This window comes from Corynebacterium nasorum (assembly GCF_032821635.1).
GTDB lineage: Bacteria > Actinomycetota > Actinomycetes > Mycobacteriales > Mycobacteriaceae > Corynebacterium > Corynebacterium kefirresidentii.
In genome coordinates, this window is the sequence record NZ_JAVBIE010000020.1 from 1 (window position 1) to 15,871 (window position 15,871).

At 58.7% G+C, this 15,871-nt stretch carries 18 protein-coding genes; 8 read left to right on the forward strand and 10 right to left on the reverse strand.

The genetic code is table 11. The annotated features are described in order from the left end of the window. Positions 1-161: 161 nt before the first annotated feature. From RAE07_RS11740 to kdpF, 4 genes are read right to left on the reverse strand one after another with little or no spacing between them, the layout of a single operon-like run. On the reverse strand, positions 162-713 hold the full coding sequence (locus RAE07_RS11740; RefSeq protein ID WP_200288425.1) for a potassium-transporting ATPase subunit C: 552 nt from the start codon (positions 711-713) through the stop codon (positions 162-164). 17 nt (positions 714-730) lie between these two features. Continuing rightward, positions 731-2,794, reverse strand: coding sequence for a potassium-transporting ATPase subunit KdpB (kdpB, locus tag RAE07_RS11745; protein WP_317001909.1), 2,064 nt, complete (start codon positions 2,792-2,794; stop codon positions 731-733). Continuing rightward, entirely contained in the window at positions 2,791-4,506 is a 1,716-nt protein-coding gene (gene kdpA / locus RAE07_RS11750; protein ID WP_317001910.1) for a potassium-transporting ATPase subunit KdpA, read from the reverse strand. The genes kdpB and kdpA overlap by 4 nt, the downstream gene beginning before the upstream one ends. Beyond that, entirely contained in the window at positions 4,503-4,598 is a 96-nt protein-coding gene (gene kdpF, locus RAE07_RS11755) for a K(+)-transporting ATPase subunit F (RefSeq protein WP_005328272.1), read from the reverse strand. Before kdpF ends, kdpA begins: the two co-directional genes overlap by 4 nt. Before the next feature lie 535 nt (positions 4,599-5,133). Here kdpF and RAE07_RS11760 point away from each other — a divergent pair. Beyond that, complete coding sequence (locus RAE07_RS11760) at positions 5,134-6,123, forward strand: lipase family alpha/beta hydrolase (RefSeq protein WP_200288427.1); 990 nt, start codon at positions 5,134-5,136, stop codon at positions 6,121-6,123. Here the strand turns inward: RAE07_RS11760 and RAE07_RS11765 are convergent, their stop codons facing one another. The 3 genes from RAE07_RS11765 to bioB are packed head-to-tail and all read right to left on the reverse strand — an operon-like array spanning position 6,124 to position 8,310. Continuing rightward, complete coding sequence (locus RAE07_RS11765) at positions 6,124-7,047, reverse strand: Sir2 family NAD-dependent protein deacetylase (protein WP_316328637.1); 924 nt, start codon at positions 7,045-7,047, stop codon at positions 6,124-6,126. A 10-nt stretch (positions 7,048-7,057) separates the two neighbouring features. After that, positions 7,058-7,330, reverse strand: a complete 273-nt coding sequence (gene bsaP / locus RAE07_RS11770; RefSeq protein ID WP_086589013.1) for a biotin synthase auxiliary protein BsaP — start codon at positions 7,328-7,330, stop codon at positions 7,058-7,060. Continuing rightward, entirely contained in the window at positions 7,330-8,310 is a 981-nt protein-coding gene (gene bioB / locus RAE07_RS11775; RefSeq protein WP_034655643.1) for a biotin synthase BioB, read from the reverse strand. Before bioB ends, bsaP begins: the two co-directional genes overlap by 1 nt. 77 nt (positions 8,311-8,387) lie before the next feature. On the opposite strand from bioB, the gene RAE07_RS11780 reads away from it, so the two are divergent. Together RAE07_RS11780 and RAE07_RS11785 are read left to right on the forward strand one after the other, a co-directional pair. Continuing rightward, the gene (locus tag RAE07_RS11780; protein ID WP_317001911.1) at positions 8,388-9,698 is read left to right on the forward strand and encodes a M20/M25/M40 family metallo-hydrolase; all 1,311 of its coding nucleotides are present in this window, start codon (positions 8,388-8,390) and stop codon (positions 9,696-9,698) included. 22 nt (positions 9,699-9,720) lie between these two features. Continuing rightward, a complete protein-coding gene (locus tag RAE07_RS11785) occupies positions 9,721-10,281 on the forward strand; it encodes a hypothetical protein (protein ID WP_317001912.1) in 561 nt (186 codons plus the stop codon). Here RAE07_RS11785 and RAE07_RS11790 read toward each other — a convergent pair. The 3 genes from RAE07_RS11790 to RAE07_RS11800 are packed head-to-tail and all read right to left on the reverse strand — an operon-like array spanning position 10,278 to position 11,762. Next, entirely contained in the window at positions 10,278-10,583 is a 306-nt protein-coding gene (locus RAE07_RS11790) for a CHY zinc finger protein (protein WP_259824820.1), read from the reverse strand. The two genes, RAE07_RS11785 and RAE07_RS11790, sit on opposite strands and share 4 nt — an antisense overlap. Further along, the gene (locus tag RAE07_RS11795) at positions 10,561-11,400 is read right to left on the reverse strand and encodes a hypothetical protein (RefSeq protein WP_259824821.1); all 840 of its coding nucleotides are present in this window, start codon (positions 11,398-11,400) and stop codon (positions 10,561-10,563) included. Before RAE07_RS11795 ends, RAE07_RS11790 begins: the two co-directional genes overlap by 23 nt. Beyond that, positions 11,400-11,762, reverse strand: a complete 363-nt coding sequence (locus RAE07_RS11800; protein ID WP_259824822.1) for a heme transporter — start codon at positions 11,760-11,762, stop codon at positions 11,400-11,402. The genes RAE07_RS11795 and RAE07_RS11800 overlap by 1 nt, the downstream gene beginning before the upstream one ends. Positions 11,763-11,880: 118 nt before the next feature. Between RAE07_RS11800 and RAE07_RS11805 the strand changes: the two genes are divergently transcribed. From RAE07_RS11805 to RAE07_RS11825, 5 genes are all read left to right on the forward strand, one after another. Beyond that, positions 11,881-12,315: a hypothetical protein gene (locus RAE07_RS11805; RefSeq protein ID WP_259824823.1), complete on the forward strand. Its 435-nt coding sequence runs from the start codon at positions 11,881-11,883 to the stop codon at positions 12,313-12,315. Beyond that, positions 12,312-13,112: a PrsW family intramembrane metalloprotease gene (locus tag RAE07_RS11810; RefSeq protein WP_308767128.1), complete on the forward strand. Its 801-nt coding sequence runs from the start codon at positions 12,312-12,314 to the stop codon at positions 13,110-13,112. The genes RAE07_RS11805 and RAE07_RS11810 overlap by 4 nt, the downstream gene beginning before the upstream one ends. 95 nt (positions 13,113-13,207) lie before the next feature. After that, complete coding sequence (locus RAE07_RS11815) at positions 13,208-14,404, forward strand: HNH endonuclease signature motif containing protein (protein WP_239207758.1); 1,197 nt, start codon at positions 13,208-13,210, stop codon at positions 14,402-14,404. Positions 14,405-14,432: 28 nt separating this feature from the next. Further along, on the forward strand, positions 14,433-15,011 hold the full coding sequence (locus RAE07_RS11820) for an LURP-one-related/scramblase family protein (RefSeq protein WP_239207757.1): 579 nt from the start codon (positions 14,433-14,435) through the stop codon (positions 15,009-15,011). Between the two features lie 20 nt (positions 15,012-15,031). Then, positions 15,032-15,616, forward strand: coding sequence for a TetR/AcrR family transcriptional regulator (locus RAE07_RS11825; protein ID WP_317001913.1), 585 nt, complete (start codon positions 15,032-15,034; stop codon positions 15,614-15,616). Positions 15,617-15,871: the final 255 nt, after the last annotated feature.

Genomic DNA, 15,871 nt, shown 5'->3' on the forward strand with positions numbered 1-15,871 from the left:
CAGGCTAACTGCCTCGCCTGCCACCACGCGCTCAACAGCAGCATCCTTAACATCCTTCGGAGTCCAACGCGTCACAACTACCTCCCGGTCGAAGTGGCGCATTCACCCCTTGACAGCACGGTGCGCGCCGGAACTTTCTTGTCGTTCATATGGCACTCATCTTATGAGCAGGACGGGGGATTGGGCAGCGCTCGGTTGAGAGTAGTGACGTTAACTGCGTCTTCGCCCAGGAACCCGAGGCTGGCATGCTCCGTGTTGTCCTCGATGAGGCTTCGCACCTCTTCGGTGCTCATCCCCTGCTCTCGAGCGACCCGCGGAGCCTGTAGTTCAGCGTACGCAGGGCTAATGCCAGAGTCGACACCAGAGCCGGAACCGGTTACCGCATCGGTGGGAACATCTTCTGGAGCGGCGCCTTCACGCTTGGCGATGTCCCCGCGCCGCTCCTGCACGGCTTTTTCTAGCTCGGAGCTACTAGCGCCGTAATTGCTCATGCCTTCGGAACGGGGGAAGAAGTACGGGCCTTCGGTCTGGCCATCTTGGAGCTGGGTCGAGCCAGCTAGGCACTCACCTTGGTAAATGAGGTTGCCCTCGGCGGAGTCCGGCTTGATGCGGGAGATTCCCCACACGGCAGCAGGATAAATCATTCCCAGTGCGATAACGCACAATAGTACGGCTAAGAATCCAGCGGCGAGGTTACGAAAATAGACACGCATTTTTGGTCCTTCTTTTTCTATATACCTGGAAGCAGGTTGACTACCTGGTCAATGAGCCAGATGCCTAGGAATGGGGTGATAACGCCGCCCAGGCCCCAGATGCCCAGGTTACGGCGTAGCAGGGACGAAGCAGAGGCCGGCTTATAGGCCACGCCCTTGAGCGCCAATGGAATAAGAGCAACGATGATGAGCGGGTTGAATACGACTGCAGACACAATGGCGGATTGCGGCGAGTGCAGGTGCATCACGTTGAGGCGCTCAAGGTGCGGAAGCTGGGTAGAAAACAGGGCCGGCAAAATGGCGAAGTACTTCGCTAAGTCATTGGCCAAAGAGAAGGTGGTAAGCGCCCCACGGGTGATAAGCAACTGCTTGCCAATGCGCACGACATCGATAAGCTTGGTCGGATCAGAATCCAAGTCCACCATATTGGCGGCTTCCTTCGCTGCAGAGGTACCCGTGTTCATGGCCACGCCCACGTCCGCCTGCGCCAGCGCTGGTGCATCATTAGTACCGTCACCGGTCATAGCGACCATGCGGCCATGCGCCTGTTCCTCGCGGATCCTGGCCAGCTTATCTTCCGGGGTGGCCTCCGCGATGTAATCATCTACGCCTGCCTCTTTCGCAATGGCCGCTGCCGTCAACGGGTTATCGCCGGTCACCATGATGGTTTTGATGCCCATCTGGCGCAGTTCGGCGAAGCGCTCCGCCATGCCCGGCTTGACGACGTCGCTGAGCTGCACCACCGCAATAACCCTGCGGGTGCCGTCGGATTCTTCCACAGCAACGGGCAGCGGGGTTCCACCGCCTTCAGCAATCTGGGTCACGGAGTCTGCAATTTCTTGTGGCCAGTCGCCACCTGCTTCAGTTACCCACCGGCGCACAGCATCGCCTGCACCCTTACGCAGCTTTCGGCCTTTGAGATCAAGCCCAGACATGCGGGTAGAAGCGCTAAATGGAATGACCTCGGCGGTCTTTTCTTCCTCTCCTGCTTCGGCAGAAAGGTGGTAGTTTTCGGTCAACCACGACACGATGGAGCGACCCTCTGGGGTCTCATCGGCAACCGAAGCAACGCGGGCTATTTCCGCAGCTTCCTGCTCATCGACACCGCGCGCAACGATAAGCCCGGTAGCCTGCCGGTTGCCATAGGTGATGGTGCCGGTTTTATCCATGAGTAGGGTCGCTACGTCTCCCGCCGCCTCCACCGCTCGTCCGGACGTAGCCAGAACATTGTGGTGCACGAGGCGGTTCATTCCCGCGATTCCTACTGCGGATAGCAGGGCAGCGATGGTGGTTGGGATGAGGCAGACCAACAGGGCCACCAGCGAGAGCGGGGAGAGCTCCGCGCCGGTAAACAACCCCATTGGGGCCAGTGCGGTAACCGCAATGAGGAAGAGGATAGTCAAGGTAGACAGGAGGATGCTCAGCGCGATCTCATTCGGGGTCTTGCGGCGCTCCGCTCCCTCCACCAAGGCAATCATCGTATCGACGAAGGTTGATCCCGGCTCCGAGGTGATCTGTACCAGGATGGAATCAGACAAAACCACGGTACCGCCGGTCACAGCACAGCGATCTCCACCGGCCTCGCGAACCACGGGAGCAGACTCGCCGGTAATGGCAGATTCATCGACGGTTGCCGCGCCTTCAATGACGTCGCCGTCGCCCGGGATAGTCTCTCCGGCCTCCACGCGCACGATAGCGCCCTTGGTGAGCTCAGAAGCGGCAATAACCTCGATGCCGCCATCGGTGACTAGGTTCGCGGTGGCGTCATCGCGCACGGCGCGCAAGCTATCCGCTTGGGCTTTACCGCGGCCTTCGGCATATGCCTCAGCGAACGCGGCGAACGCAATGGTAAACCATAACCATACGGTCACCACCCAGCCATAAACGCTGGGGCTAAAGATGGACCACAGGGTAGTCAGCGCGGCGCCTACCCACACCACGAACATGACGGGGTTGCGGGCTTGGGCGAGCGGGGACATCTTGTGCGGCAACGATTTAAACGCTGCCGCAGCCAACCCACTGTTTTTGGTGGCAGAGCGCTGGGGAGTGCGTTGCTCAGTGGTCATAGTTGGTGTTGTCATGAGAGTGCCTCCGAAATGGGACCCAAGGTAAGAACGGGGAAGAAGGTAAGGGCGGCGACCAACACAATGACGCCGATGGTAAGCAGCGCGAAGGTCACACCGGACGTCGGCAAGCTGCCGGCGGTAGTGGCCTGCCGGCGTTGACCGGCTAGGCTGCCCGCCAAGTACAGGGTGAAGACGATGGGGAGGAAGCGGCCCAGCAGCATGGCGATACCGAGGGTGACTTGCCACCAGGGCTCGGTTACCGTCAGGCCCGCGAAGGCCGAGCCGTTATTATTCGACGCCGAGGTAAAGGCATAGAGCACCTCGGAGAGACCGTGCGCGTTATCCGAGGTTCCCGGCGCGCCGAAGTTGGTCGCGGAAAGCTCCACCAGCTTGCGCTGAGCCACCGATGCGCCCACGCCTACTAGGACGAGGACCGGCATGGTGAGGATGTACAGGCTCACCGCGGAGATTTCCTTGCGGCCGACCTTATTGCCCATAAACTCCGGTGTGCGCCCAACGAGCAGGCCGCCGATAAATACGGCGAGGATTGCTACCATCAGCAGACCGTAGAGGCCAGTGCCCACGCCGCCTGGTGCAATTTCGCCCAGGAGCATATTGAGGATCAACAAGCCGCCACCCAATGGTGAGTAGCTATCGTGCATCGAATCGACCGCGCCGGTAGAAGTGCCCGTGGTAGACACCGCAAAGAGTGCGGAAGCGTCAATACCTAGGCGCTGTTCGATGCCCTCCAAGTTGCCGCCCGCAGCGTGAGCTGCCGCACCGGTGGTAGTGTGCTGTGCCCATACCACCAAGGCAACCATAACGGTCCAAATGCCGCCGATGACGCCAAGCAGGGTCCAGGCATGTTTTTGCGATTTCAGCATTACCCCATAGGCACGGATAAAGCAGAAAGAGATAACCAGCAAAGAAAAGATTTCCACGAGGTTGGTAAAACCAGTGGGGTTCTCAAAAGGGTGCGCCGAGTTGGCGCCGAAGATGCCACCACCATTGGTTCCCAGCAATTTAATTGCCTCCTGGCTAGCTACCGGAGCGCGCGGAATATCCACGCCCGCGGAGCTCACCAGGTTGGACCCGAAGGTTTGCATGGTTCCGCCCAAGATGAGGACGAAGGAAATCAATAGAGAAAGCGGCAAAAGAATGCGCACCAAACCGCGGGTGAGGTCAACCCAGAAATTTCCGATGAGGTGCTGTCCGCTCTCAGAGCCCAGCTTGTCACGACCATATCCCAAGTGACCGATACCGCGAATGAGCGCAACCGCCACACACATGCCGACAGCCGCGGAGGCAAAGTTCTGGACGGTCAGGCCAAGCATCTGCGCACCATTGCTCAGGGTTTCTTCGCCCGAATAGGACTGCCAGTTGGTATTGGACACGAATGACGCCGCCGTATTGAACGCCATCCACGGTTCCACCGCTGCGGAGCGGGAATTGCCAAAGCTAGGCAAAACGGTTTGTAGGCGCTGCACCGCGTAAAGAACGAGTACGGATGCCAAGCTGAAACCAAGCAATGCACGGCTGTAATTCTTGCTGTTATGCCCGCGGTTTGGGTCAACGCGCAGGACCTTATACACCGCACGCTCTATCGCCCAGTCCTTGTCAGAGGTGTAGCTGCGTGCGATCCAGTTGCCCAAAGGAACATATGCCGCCGCGAGCAAGACGACGAGGGCGAGGAACTGCGGTAACACCGCCCCAACGCCGGCGATCATGCGAAACGCTCCGGATCAACTAAGGAAATGATGAGGTAGGTCACCAACGCCACAACAATGACGAGGCCAATGACCGCTGTAATGGTGTTCATGGTTATGCATCACCGTCCAGAAGCTCGTTGAGGACGGAGGGACAGCCAACCGTCAGGATGGCTATCAGGATTGCCACGATGTCTAACATGTGGGAAACTCCCTTGTGCGAGTGAAACTTTCCTGTGCCTGACAGGTATGCCTGCCAGGTGCCGGTACCAAGGCAGCACCTGCTACGCACAAACGTTAGGACCACACCTCCGCTGCCCTAGGCAATCTTTGCGCTATCTTTACGCCTCCCGCTCGCAATTTTTATATTTCCTTTACACCCCTTTTGCGCCACCTTTTCTTCAGGCCGGGAACCGCCCTTTATCCACAACGAAGGCCCGCCGACAGCGCATCGGCGGGCCTTCTCCCCATGACTAATCTCTCGGTACCCAAGGAGGGAATGGAGCGCACCCTCCTGCAAGCACCGCCCGTGATTAGGCAAGCCTAAGTTTATAAACCTTTCGTAGGATGGTCAAGGGTTTGCCCATAAATTTCTTAACTCCTGACAAAAACACAGTTAACCTGCAATAACGAGTACAATCCGGAACCATGGCTGAGTTGAAATCCACTATTTCCGAACAACTCCGCAAATTCTGGCGTGCCAGCGAGAAGGAATTGACCGATTCCCCGCGTCGCGGTGTCGCCTCCCCTGCCGAAGCCACGGCACTGCGCGAGGAGGTCGCGGCCGAGATTGCGGACCTCATCAAAGCGCAAAAGGTCAAAACCAGCCCCGGCGATACCGCCCTCGACGCCGATGCGGCCGCCACCCTCCCGCTAGGCGCACGCATGAAGCCACGTGGGATCTTCGAAGATGACTGGGGCGCACGTCCTACCGCACAACGCCCCTGGCCGGTCATCCTCATCCACGGCACCTGCGATACCAAGGGCGTATGGCAAATCCTCGGCAATGAGCTGCGCCAAGACGGCTGGGCGGTCTTCGCCCCTGACTACGGCCGCCGCGCCACCCAACCCCTTGCAGAATCCGCCGAGCAACTCGATGCCTATATCCGCACCGTGCGCATGGTCACCGGCGCGAACAAGGTCATCCTCATCGGCCACTCGCAGGGCGGGCTCCTCGCCCGCTATTGGATGCGCATGATTGGCGGCGCCGAGCATGTCCTCCACCTGATGTGCATCAGCGCGCCAAACCACGGAACTACCTACGGCGGTATCGTCAGCCGCCTCATTCGCACCCCGCGCCAAGAGGCGGTAATGCGCTCCGTCATCGATGGCTGGTTTGGGCCGGCGGGAATGGACCAAATTGTCGGCAGCGAAGCGCTACGCGAGGCCAATCGCGATGGCGACTTGGAATCTGGCGTGAGCTATACCTGCATTGCCACACGGTCTGATGCCGTCGTGGTCCCACCCGAAACCTGCTTCCTTGATCCCCGCGGCGTCGCAGAGGGCACCGTGCGAAATATTTATGTCCAAGACTTCGACCGCCGAGCAGTGGTCATGCACGAGGATATGCCCATGGATAAGCGCGTCCATGCCATCGTGCGCACCATCTTGGAATTAGTAGAGACTATCCCCCGCTAGTTAGAGCTCCAGCTCATCAAGGACCGCGTCAAAGGCTGGGCCCACCTGCGTGCGCCACAGCGTATCCACCTTCTGATCACCCCGGCCGGGGCCGCCATTGATGACGGCTACGCGCTTGCCCTGCTTCTTTGCCTCCAGCACAAAGCGATACCCACTCATCACCGCAAGAGAGGACCCAGCCACCAGCAGCGAGCGCGCCTGTCCCAACACGGCAAAGGCGGCATCGCGGCGCTCAGCCGGCACGGGTTCGCCAAAGTAGACGACGTCTGGTTTCAATAATTCCGATCCACAGCTCTCGCATCCGGCCATGCGAAACGCTGCCACGGCGGCCTCATCCAGGGTCACGTCACCATCCGGATTCACTTGGTCCGCCTCCACCACTAGGCGCTCCAAGTACCCCGGATTTGCTGCGGCCAAACGCGCATCGAAATGCGTCCGCGCCTCCCGATATCCGCACATCAGACACACGACGGTTTCCATATCGCCATGCAGCGCCACCAAGTTCGCGGTCCCGGCCTGTTTATGCAGGCCGTCCACATTCTGAGTAACCACGCCATTAATCAGCCCGGCGCGCTCCAGTTCCACCAGCGCATAATGCGTACGATTCGGCGCCGCAGCATCCATGACTCGCCACCCCACAAAACTGCGGGCCCAATACCTATGGCTCGCGGCCGGGTCGTGGCGAAATTCCTGATAGGTCATCGGACGGTGCCTACTCAGCGAGCCACGCGGCCCCCGATAATCCGGCACGCCCGACTCCGTCGACACCCCAGCCCCCGTCAGCACCATCACTGGGCCCTCACGCAGCTGCTTGACGACGTCCCCCAAAGCCCTCCCCGGCTCCGTATGCGGCGCCGATTCCTCTACCACTCGGGCGATCGAGCGCAGCGCGGACTGGTGAGCAAGGGAGACGGCTGGATCCATGCTCCCGATGCTAGCTTTCGGGCAAGTGCTCTACGTATAGCCACTCCGAATCCAGCTCCCCGTGGCGCGAGCACTTGGTGTGCCAGCCATCGGGGCGCACCTGAGCCACCATGCGGCGACCACAGATTTGGCAATAGCGCGGCACATCGAGTCCAGCTGCGGCTGCAGGGTGCAGCGTAAAGACCTCCTCAATCGGCTTGCCGGTATTTGGATGGAAAATCGGCTCCTCCCCAGCCAGAACGGCAGCGGCCAATTCGGAAGTCGGCTCGGATAAACCAGCCACTACAGGGCCTTAATCGGCAGATCGATGCGGTTCAACATGTCCACATCCTTTTCAATCTGCTGGCCCAGGGTGGTCAGGTAGTTGCCCGCAATGATGGCGTTGATGCCACCGAGCAGGCCGCGCTCCGTGCCGTCGTCGCCAAGCGAAAGCTCGCGGCCGCCAGCAAAGCGCAAGGTGGTAGACGGCATAGCCAAACGGAATGCCGCCACGGCGCGCAGGCCTTCACCCAGCGGAACCAGCGGGCGATCCGCAAATGGGGTGCCCGGGCGCGGATCCAGGAAGTTCATCGGCACCTCGCAGGGATCAATTTCTGCCAGCTGCGCGGCGAACTCGGCGCGCTGCTCCAAGGACTCGCCCATGCCGATGATGCCGCCACAGCAGACCTCCATGCCTACCTCGCGCACATAGTCGAGGGTCTGCTTGCGCTCCTCCCAAGTGTGGGTGGTGACCACATTGGGGAAGAAGGAACGGGACGTCTCCAGGTTGTGGTTATAACGCTGCGCGCCCATGTCCTTTAGGCGCTGCGCCTGCTCGCGGGTCAGGGTGCCCAGGGAGCAGGAAATCTCGATATCGACGGCGTCATTAATCGCTGCAATCGCCTCGCCTACCTGGTCCAGCAAGCGATCATCCGGGGACTTCACCGCAGCGACGATGCAGAACTCAGTAGCACCGGTCTTGGCGGTCTTCTGCGCTGCCTCCACCAACTCCGGGATGTTGAGGCGCACGGCGCGCACTGGGGACTCGAAGAGGCCGGACTGAGAACAGAAGTGGCAATCCTCTGGGCAGCCACCAGTTTTAATGGAGATAATGCCTTCCACCGATACGTCTGGACCACACCACTTCAGGCGGGTCTGGTGGGCGATATCGGCGATTTCCTCCAATTGGGAATCCGGAACCTGTAGTACTTGCAGCAGTTCTTCCTGGTTGAGGCCTTTGCCTTGCTCCAGCGCTTTTTCACGGGCGATGTCAATAATGCTCATGGTGTGAACCATACTTGAACGGCGTTCAGGTTTGGTTAAAATCACATAAAATTTTTCCCAGCGTTAGGCTCGATAGCATGACGCTTTATGATGACACCCTCTCCCTCCTCCAAGAACTTATCCGCAATGCCTGCGTAAACGACCTCACGCCGGACTCCGGTCACGAGGTACGCAATGCGGATAGTTTAGAAAAATTCTTCGCGGGCGAAGACGTGCAGATTGAGCGCTTCGAGTCCCACCCAGGCCGCGTTTCCATCGTCGTGACCGTCCCCGGCGATCCGGACAAAGAACCGCTCACCCTCATGGGGCATACAGACGTCGTCCCCGTCGACGAACCTAAATGGACCAAGCCTCCCTTCGAGGCGCTCATCGAGGACGGCAAGCTCTACGGCCGCGGTTCCGTAGACATGCTCTTTATTACCGCCACCATGGCCGCCGTCACGCGCGAGGTCGCCCGCACCGGCAATACGGGCGGCACCCTTGCCTTCGTCGGCATGGCCGATGAAGAGGCCCGCGGCGGTCTCGGCGTGCGCTTTATGTCCGAAAACCACCCCGATGCCTTTTCCTGGAAGAACTGCTTATCTGAAACCGGCGGCAGCCACCTGCCCGGCGCGGTGGGTTTCAACGTGGGTGAAAAGGGCGCCGGCCAGCGCCGCCTGCACGTACATGGCGATGCCGGCCATGGCTCCACCCCTTATGGCAAGGACTTTGCCATCGTAAAGATCGGTGAGGTGGCCCGCCGCATCGCCGCCGCTGAGCCGCCCACGGCTTCCAATGAGATCTGGGAGGGCTTCGTGCGCACCTTCAAATTTGACCCCCAGACCGAGCAGGAGCTTATCGACGGCACCGGTGACTACTCCAAGTTCGGCAACCTCGACGCCTACGCACATGCATTTAGCCACACCACCATCGCCGAGACCGTCCTGCGCGCCGGCGGTGCCATCAACGTGCTGCCTTCACATGCCTACCTGGAAATGGATGTGCGCCCCTTCCCCGGCCAGACCCAAGAGGATCTAGATGACTTCCTGCGCAGCGCGCTTGGAGACATGGCCAATGAGGTAGAAATCGAACACCTCATTACTGAAGATGCCACGCAATCCTCCACCGATACCGAGCTGTGGCGCGCCATTGAGTCCACCTCCAAGGAATTCTTCCCCGATAAGGCCGTCGTCCCAGTTCACGCCACCGGCGGCTCGGATCTGCGCTTTGCTCGCCGCAGGGGTGGCAACGCCTATGGCTTTGCCATGCACGCCGAGGGCCGCGATATGGCTAGCGCCAATTCACAGCTGCACAGCCACGACGAGCATCTCTACTTGGAGGATCTGAAGCTCACCGTGCGCGCTTACCGCAGCCTGGTTAATCGCTTCCTTGGCCTGTCACAGGCATAACAAGTGTGGCAAGATAGCTGGCATGAGCTTTGCACGTAAGTCCGCGCTGCTATCTACAGCTACCGCCCTGACCGTAACCCTCGCCGCCCCTGCCGCTGCCCATGCCGACGCCGTTGACAACCTCCTAGCCAAGATGCCTGCCGGCCAGATTTCCTGCTCCCAGGCGAAGCAGTACTGGACCAACTCCGCTGACTACAACCAGAAGAAGTCCCAGGCCCTCGCCGTTGCCACCGTGCACCCACGCGGCAACGAGGTTCGCGACGCCATCGGCCGCATGGACGAGGCTATTGCCCGCTGCGGCCTAAACGGCACTACTGGCCAGGGCAAGCCAGTCAACACTGGCGGCCAGCGCGGCAATGCTCCCGCACCAAAGCCGGCTCCGGCTCCGTCCCCAGCGCCAGCCAAGAACGCCAAGGTCATCGAGCTGGGCACCATCCCTGGCCAGCCGACTGTCGACGTCCCGTTCTTGGGCCAGACCTTCCGCATCCCGGACGCGGCCAAGATTGCCCAGAACGCTATATCCCAGTTCCAGCTGCCGCAGATTCCGCAAATCCAGCAGCTACAGCAACTGTCTTCTTTCTAGCGGTCTAGCTGAAAATAGATCCCGGCATGCGCGCTGCAGCCGGGATTAAATTTATGCCCGCAGTGGGGACACGCAGGCGCGGCGGAATAAGCGTGGTAGTTCATCTCGGTGCGGCAGGCGCCGCAGAGGACTGAGGGGGCGTCGGCAAGCATGGGCCCAAACTCATGGTCAGTGAGTTCGGCGTGGCACAACGCGCAAGCAAAATACTTCCCGCAGGTGGCGCACTTATTGGCCACCACGTCCAACGAGGAATGCCAATGCTTGCACCGGCCTTCCGCATCAATCGCGCCCTGAATCTTCATGGCCGTCAGCATACGCGCCACCCTGTTGCCACTGCTGCTTCTTTTCTTCAGACTTTTTGGCATTGCGTATTGCCTGAATGCCCACCACGATGGCAATGATGATCGGCACCCACACCTTGCTGTAGTCCATTAAGAATACGAGCCAATCGGGCGGGTCTATGTCAATATTGAGATCAATATTCGGCACGGGTAGCTCAATCTGCGGCAACTCCGGCACTGGGAGCGCGATATCCGGCAGGTCGATATCTGGCAGCTCCCAATCCGGCAATAACCGAGACAAGATGCGGCTAATGATCGGACCAAGCACGATCACGCCTATGGCCCAGCCGGACTTTCCCAAGCCGCCCAGGAGCGGATACAACACCCGCTTAAAGGAGCTTTCCTCCATGGCCTTGCGGCGCTTTTCTCCTAGTGAGCGGGCCGGTGGATCGAGGGCAACTGCCTCCTCACCATTGCGGTAGTAGACGTCTAAAAGCTCGCCAAAGGGAGAGGCTTGGATATCCAGATAAGGTTTGCTGCGCGAGGCGGAGTTCTCAAAAAGGGTGAGGTCTTTTTCTATCTTCTTTTTAAGCGAATACCGGCCCGCACGAGGCCGATCGTGGCGGCTGCGTACCTGACCGTTGACCACAATCTGCAGGCGCGGGCTGGGATTCTTCCGCCACAACCGGAGCCGTTCGGGGAGGGAGGCATCGCCTGGAACCGGGGTATAGTCCTTCGCCTTCTTCGGCCACTCACCTAGCTCAGCGAACTCGGCATCGTATCCGCGCTGCACCTCGATAGTGCCCACCTCGGGGTGCTCTAGGCGCCAGGTCTCCATTAGCTCTTCCCTGCCTTGGAGCCCACCACGGCACCTAGCTTGCTCGCAGCCCATGCCAAGAAAACAAACACTGGGAGGTAAATCCACGTTCCCTCATTGAAATACAGGGACATGGCGGCAAAATAGGCCAGCCCAGCCACACAGAAGATGGTCCAAGAGGCGCGGAAAGTGGCGCCGTCGACAAGAGCAATGATCACCGTCAGCACGGCCATGAGGATGAGCAGGATAAGGCCGGAAACAAGGTGGTAGACGGCGGGCGGAACAACGATGAAAACCGCGACCATGGCGATGGGTGCCCACCATTGCCACCAGGCGCGGCTGGGCTCGTCTTTCGATTCCGCTTCTTCTAGCTCCTCAAACACTCACCCAACCTATCACAGGGCTTGGCAGAACTTATGGAGGAGAAATCCTCCCTACGTCCGGCTTAATCCTCCCCGCGGAGGATACCGCGATGAGCAGGGCATACTTAGCGTTGAGTACATGAAAAGCACACCACTCATCCTCGCGGCAGGCGTGATTTTTGGTGCCATCTACGGCACCAATGCACTCCTGCCAGATATATACGACAACCCCACCTCTGAGGTGCAGGCCGGCCAGGCGCGCATCCCCGGATTATCCTGCACGGAAGAAGATGGCTCCACCACTGCCGAGCCGCGCTGGGACTGTGACGGCACCCAGATCCGCGCTAAAGAAGTCGGCGTACAGGACAAAGACCAAGCCACCCGCCGGTACCTCCGGGCAATGAGGGAAGGTACGGCCATGCCGGAAGGAGACATCGACCGCGACGGGGATAAGCGCACGCTTAGCGATGGCGACCTCGTAGCCATCAGCATTGAGGGCGATGGCCCCACCACGTTCCTCTCCTTGCACGGACCTCGCGCTGCAGAACTTGCCCAGGAGGTAGAAAAGGCATGAAGAATCTGTACTGGCTATCTATCGCTTTCGGCCTGGTAGTTTCCGGCTTTTTCTTTGTTGATCGCCGGTTTACCGAGGTGGGGCTCATCGGTGCGCTCATCTGCGCTGGCCTGACGCTTGGACTGGGATTCTGGTGGTTTAAGCCGCGGCCGATGTGGCAGGGCATCCTATGGGGTGCGCTCGCCCAGCCGGTGGTGTTTAGCCTCAACAACCAAATGGTGGGGATCTCAAACAAGCTGGGGATCACCCACCTAGACGCAGCCTTATACTCGCCGCTTCCGGAAGAAACCATCAAGCTCCTCGGCGTTGTCATTATTGTTGCAGCCTTTAAGAACGTGCGGCATCCCTACCAAGCCGCCGCGATCGGAATGGCGGTAGGCCTTGGCTTTGATGTCATGGAAAATATTCCATTCATCCTGAGCGCGACCATCACTAACCTGGATGGCGATCTCTGGGGCGCCATTATTACCGGTACCGGGCGAATCCTCACTGGTGCCTTTAGCCATGCACTATATACGGGGGTTGCGGCGTGGGGCGTCGGCAAGCTCTACGCGGGGGCACGCCACGGATACTGGCAGGTGGCCGGATTCTGGCTGGCCGCTATCGCCCTGCATACCCTGTTCAATGCCTCGCTGATCATTACGGGTGATTGGCCGGTGACCTTTTTCCTTACCGCTCTCATTACGTGGACACTGATTATCTGGGGCCTGCGTTTCATACGCAAGCAAGAGAAGAAATATGCGGCACAAAAAAGCGAAACTACTCTACCCACCAAGGATCCAGAATATAGCTCTTGAGCTGTGTAAATACGAAGGAAGGGGCTCGTGTCCGAGGGGTGTTATAAGGTGTAATTCGTACACAGGTTCACACGATAATTTAGGTACGATGCGCCATGGAAGAACCCTACTTTTCCACGACCAATACCACCGACCCCACCACACGCTTAGCCTTTGAGATGCGAAAGGCGGAATACGAGTTCTGGGTGAACCAAGTCCCAGAACTCGATTCTGATTTCGAATTAGTCACCAACTCCCTCTACCGCACCACCGGCGTCAATGAAGGCCGGATTGGCCATATCCTCATGGCACTGCACCGCTTGGAGGAGCTGCCCAAGCTCCAAGCGCTGCAGCACCGCCTCTATCACTTAGACCTCGACCGGATTATTGCCATCAATAAGTCCCTCAACCGCTTGGGCAATCCGACGCCAGAGGTGGTGGCGCGCATCGATGAGCAGCTCACTGCCTACCTCACCCCTACCCGGCCGAACCAGACCATGCGTACGCAAGCACAGATCAAGCGCAAGCTCAACGAGCTCATCAACCTCGCCGATGACACATTGGCCGTCACCCAGGGCCCTACCCAGCCGCGCTACACCATGGAAAACTGGGGCGATAACACCTCGGCGGTGACTTTGAGTGCGGACCCGGCGGTTATCGCGAGCGTCGATAAGTGCATCCGGCAGACCGCGCTAGAGCTAGATTGCTCGCTTGCCGACGCCGCCGTTGCACTCCTCACCGGCCGCACCCAAGCCCCCGAAATCATCCTCAACGCCTATAAAGCCACCGACGTACCCAATTCCCCGGCCTTTATTGAATCCGTGGGCTGGCTCGACCCGGCGCGCTCGAATGCGCTGCCCTACACCAAAATCCGGGCGATGGACCCTAACCACGAGGTCAAGGGCTACGTCACCCCGGCGGCCATGGCTGCGTACTTAGAAGGATTTGACGGCACCTGCCGTTATCCCGGCTGCAATCGCCCGGCCACGGCCTGCCAGAAGGATCACCGCATCAATCATGCGGATGGCGGTCCGACTACTCCGGCTAACTTAGCCTGCCTCTGCCAGCACCATCACAATGTGAAGACCGATGGTCGTGCTTTCTACGTCATGGACCCACATACGCGCGACATCATCTGGCTTTTCGAGGATGGAACCTGGACCGCCACGGAGCCCTCCGGGCCACTAGCGCCTAAGAACAAGAATTGGGTGCAGACCTTTGCTCAAACCATGACCGCCCACCGCGCCCGAGCATATGAAGAGGCCCAAGAACTCATGCGCCAGCAGAAAACCACCCCTAGGGAGGAGGAATAATTCCACCAGCTGCCCTACAGTGGCTGGCATGACGCAAAATTTATTCACACTAGATGAGCTCGTAATTACCCAGACCAAGTCCTTCCTCAATGATCAGTTCATGATCACCGATATCGACAACACCCCTGTGGGCACGATCCTGCAATCCACCAGCCTCAAAGACATGGTGTTTAAATCTTCCCGCAGCTTGGAGGTTGCACTCACGGATGCCGAGGGCAACCCTCTACAGACGGTCATGACGATTTCGGATCCGCCGAATTTTCTGCGGGATACCTACGAGGTGCACTTGCCGGGAATCGAACAGCCCATGGCTGTCATTACCAAGCGTTTCTCCATGCTCAAAACAAAGCTGGAGCTGACCATGAAGGGCTTTCCTGACGTCGAAATTCGCGGCGATTTCTGGGACTGGAATCTCTCCATCACCTCCCACGGCCGCCAGCTTGCCAACGTCACCAACGAGTGGACCGGCGTAGGCAACTACTTCATGGGTAAAAATACCTACTGCCTGGCCATCACACCGGGCCTCAACGAGCAACAACATGCTGCCATCATCGGCGCCGTGATGAGCATGGATATGCTGCGGACGAAGGAAAAGAATAGAGAGTAGATGTCTGCTACGATATGAACATGTTCACTGAACCTGTTCATAAAAACTCACGTGCGCGCTCGAAGAACACAACGCGCCTAAAGGTGTTAACCGCTGCAGGCGAACTTTTCGAAACTACGGGATATGCCGATACCAGCATTAGAGAAATTGCGAAAAAGGCTGGTGTCAGCGTTGGCACAGTCATGTCTGTCGGCGAAAAGCGCGCACTGCTGGTTCAAAGCATCAGCCACAAAATTGCAAAGATTCATGACGGACTCAGGACTCAACCACCTGGAGATCTCATTTCGGTCATCAATCCATTTTTGGAGATGTTTGCAGGACACAGCGAACTATCCCGCGCTTACGCATCTGCTCTCATTGAACTTAGCGATCAAGGGCAAGAGCTCAGACGCTTGGAACATCTTCTCACGGAAGAAATCCTTCGACGTCTCGCGGCATCAAGATTGACCGAGGATGAGTCTCGCGATCTTGCAGGAGTCTTGTATCACGCCTATCTAGGTTTGCTAATCGGCTGGGCCGCCGGACTTTATTCGTCGCAAGAACTAAAAGACCAAGCACGCACAATCATCAATCGCCTAGAAAGCGTATTTGGAGTCCAACTATGATTTTCGACGAAACAGCCCCTATCTGGCCTTCCATTCTCCTTGCCGTCATTCTTTCAGGCGACGTCATACTGTCAATTCGTCCCGTTAAGTTCATTGAAAAATGCCTCACCGGCGTAAAATTCCCACGCCAATGGTGGTGGGCGGAATCAAGCGGTGGATGCGCCACGCTTGAATAGTTCGTTAAGTATTTCACGTGGGGTTGCGCCGCCGAGGATTTGTCGGGGTGTTTCGTTGAGCTCATTTTGCACCCACGCG

Coding starts and splice junctions, on each gene's coding strand:
- RAE07_RS11740 (WP_200288425.1), bottom strand. CDS start 713: ATGCGTGTCTATTTTCGTAACCTCGCCGCTGGATTCTTAGCCGTACTA.
- bioB (WP_034655643.1), bottom strand. CDS start 8,310: ATGAGCATTATTGACATCGCCCGTGAAAAAGCGCTGGAGCAAGGCAAA.
- RAE07_RS11795 (WP_259824821.1), bottom strand. CDS start 11,400: ATGGAGACCTGGCGCCTAGAGCACCCCGAGGTGGGCACTATCGAGGTG.
- RAE07_RS11760 (WP_200288427.1), top strand. CDS start 5,134: ATGGCTGAGTTGAAATCCACTATTTCCGAACAACTCCGCAAATTCTGG.
- RAE07_RS11765 (WP_316328637.1), bottom strand. CDS start 7,047: ATGGATCCAGCCGTCTCCCTTGCTCACCAGTCCGCGCTGCGCTCGATC.
- kdpF (WP_005328272.1), bottom strand. CDS start 4,598: ATGAACACCATTACAGCGGTCATTGGCCTCGTCATTGTTGTGGCGTTG.
- RAE07_RS11815 (WP_239207758.1), top strand. CDS start 13,208: ATGGAAGAACCCTACTTTTCCACGACCAATACCACCGACCCCACCACA.
- kdpA (WP_317001910.1), bottom strand. CDS start 4,506: ATGATCGCCGGCGTTGGGGCGGTGTTACCGCAGTTCCTCGCCCTCGTC.
- RAE07_RS11825 (WP_317001913.1), top strand. CDS start 15,032: ATGTTCACTGAACCTGTTCATAAAAACTCACGTGCGCGCTCGAAGAAC.
- RAE07_RS11790 (WP_259824820.1), bottom strand. CDS start 10,583: ATGAAGATTCAGGGCGCGATTGATGCGGAAGGCCGGTGCAAGCATTGG.
- RAE07_RS11780 (WP_317001911.1), top strand. CDS start 8,388: ATGACGCTTTATGATGACACCCTCTCCCTCCTCCAAGAACTTATCCGC.
- RAE07_RS11805 (WP_259824823.1), top strand. CDS start 11,881: ATGAAAAGCACACCACTCATCCTCGCGGCAGGCGTGATTTTTGGTGCC.
- RAE07_RS11810 (WP_308767128.1), top strand. CDS start 12,312: ATGAAGAATCTGTACTGGCTATCTATCGCTTTCGGCCTGGTAGTTTCC.
- RAE07_RS11820 (WP_239207757.1), top strand. CDS start 14,433: ATGACGCAAAATTTATTCACACTAGATGAGCTCGTAATTACCCAGACC.
- kdpB (WP_317001909.1), bottom strand. CDS start 2,794: ATGACAACACCAACTATGACCACTGAGCAACGCACTCCCCAGCGCTCT.
- RAE07_RS11785 (WP_317001912.1), top strand. CDS start 9,721: ATGAGCTTTGCACGTAAGTCCGCGCTGCTATCTACAGCTACCGCCCTG.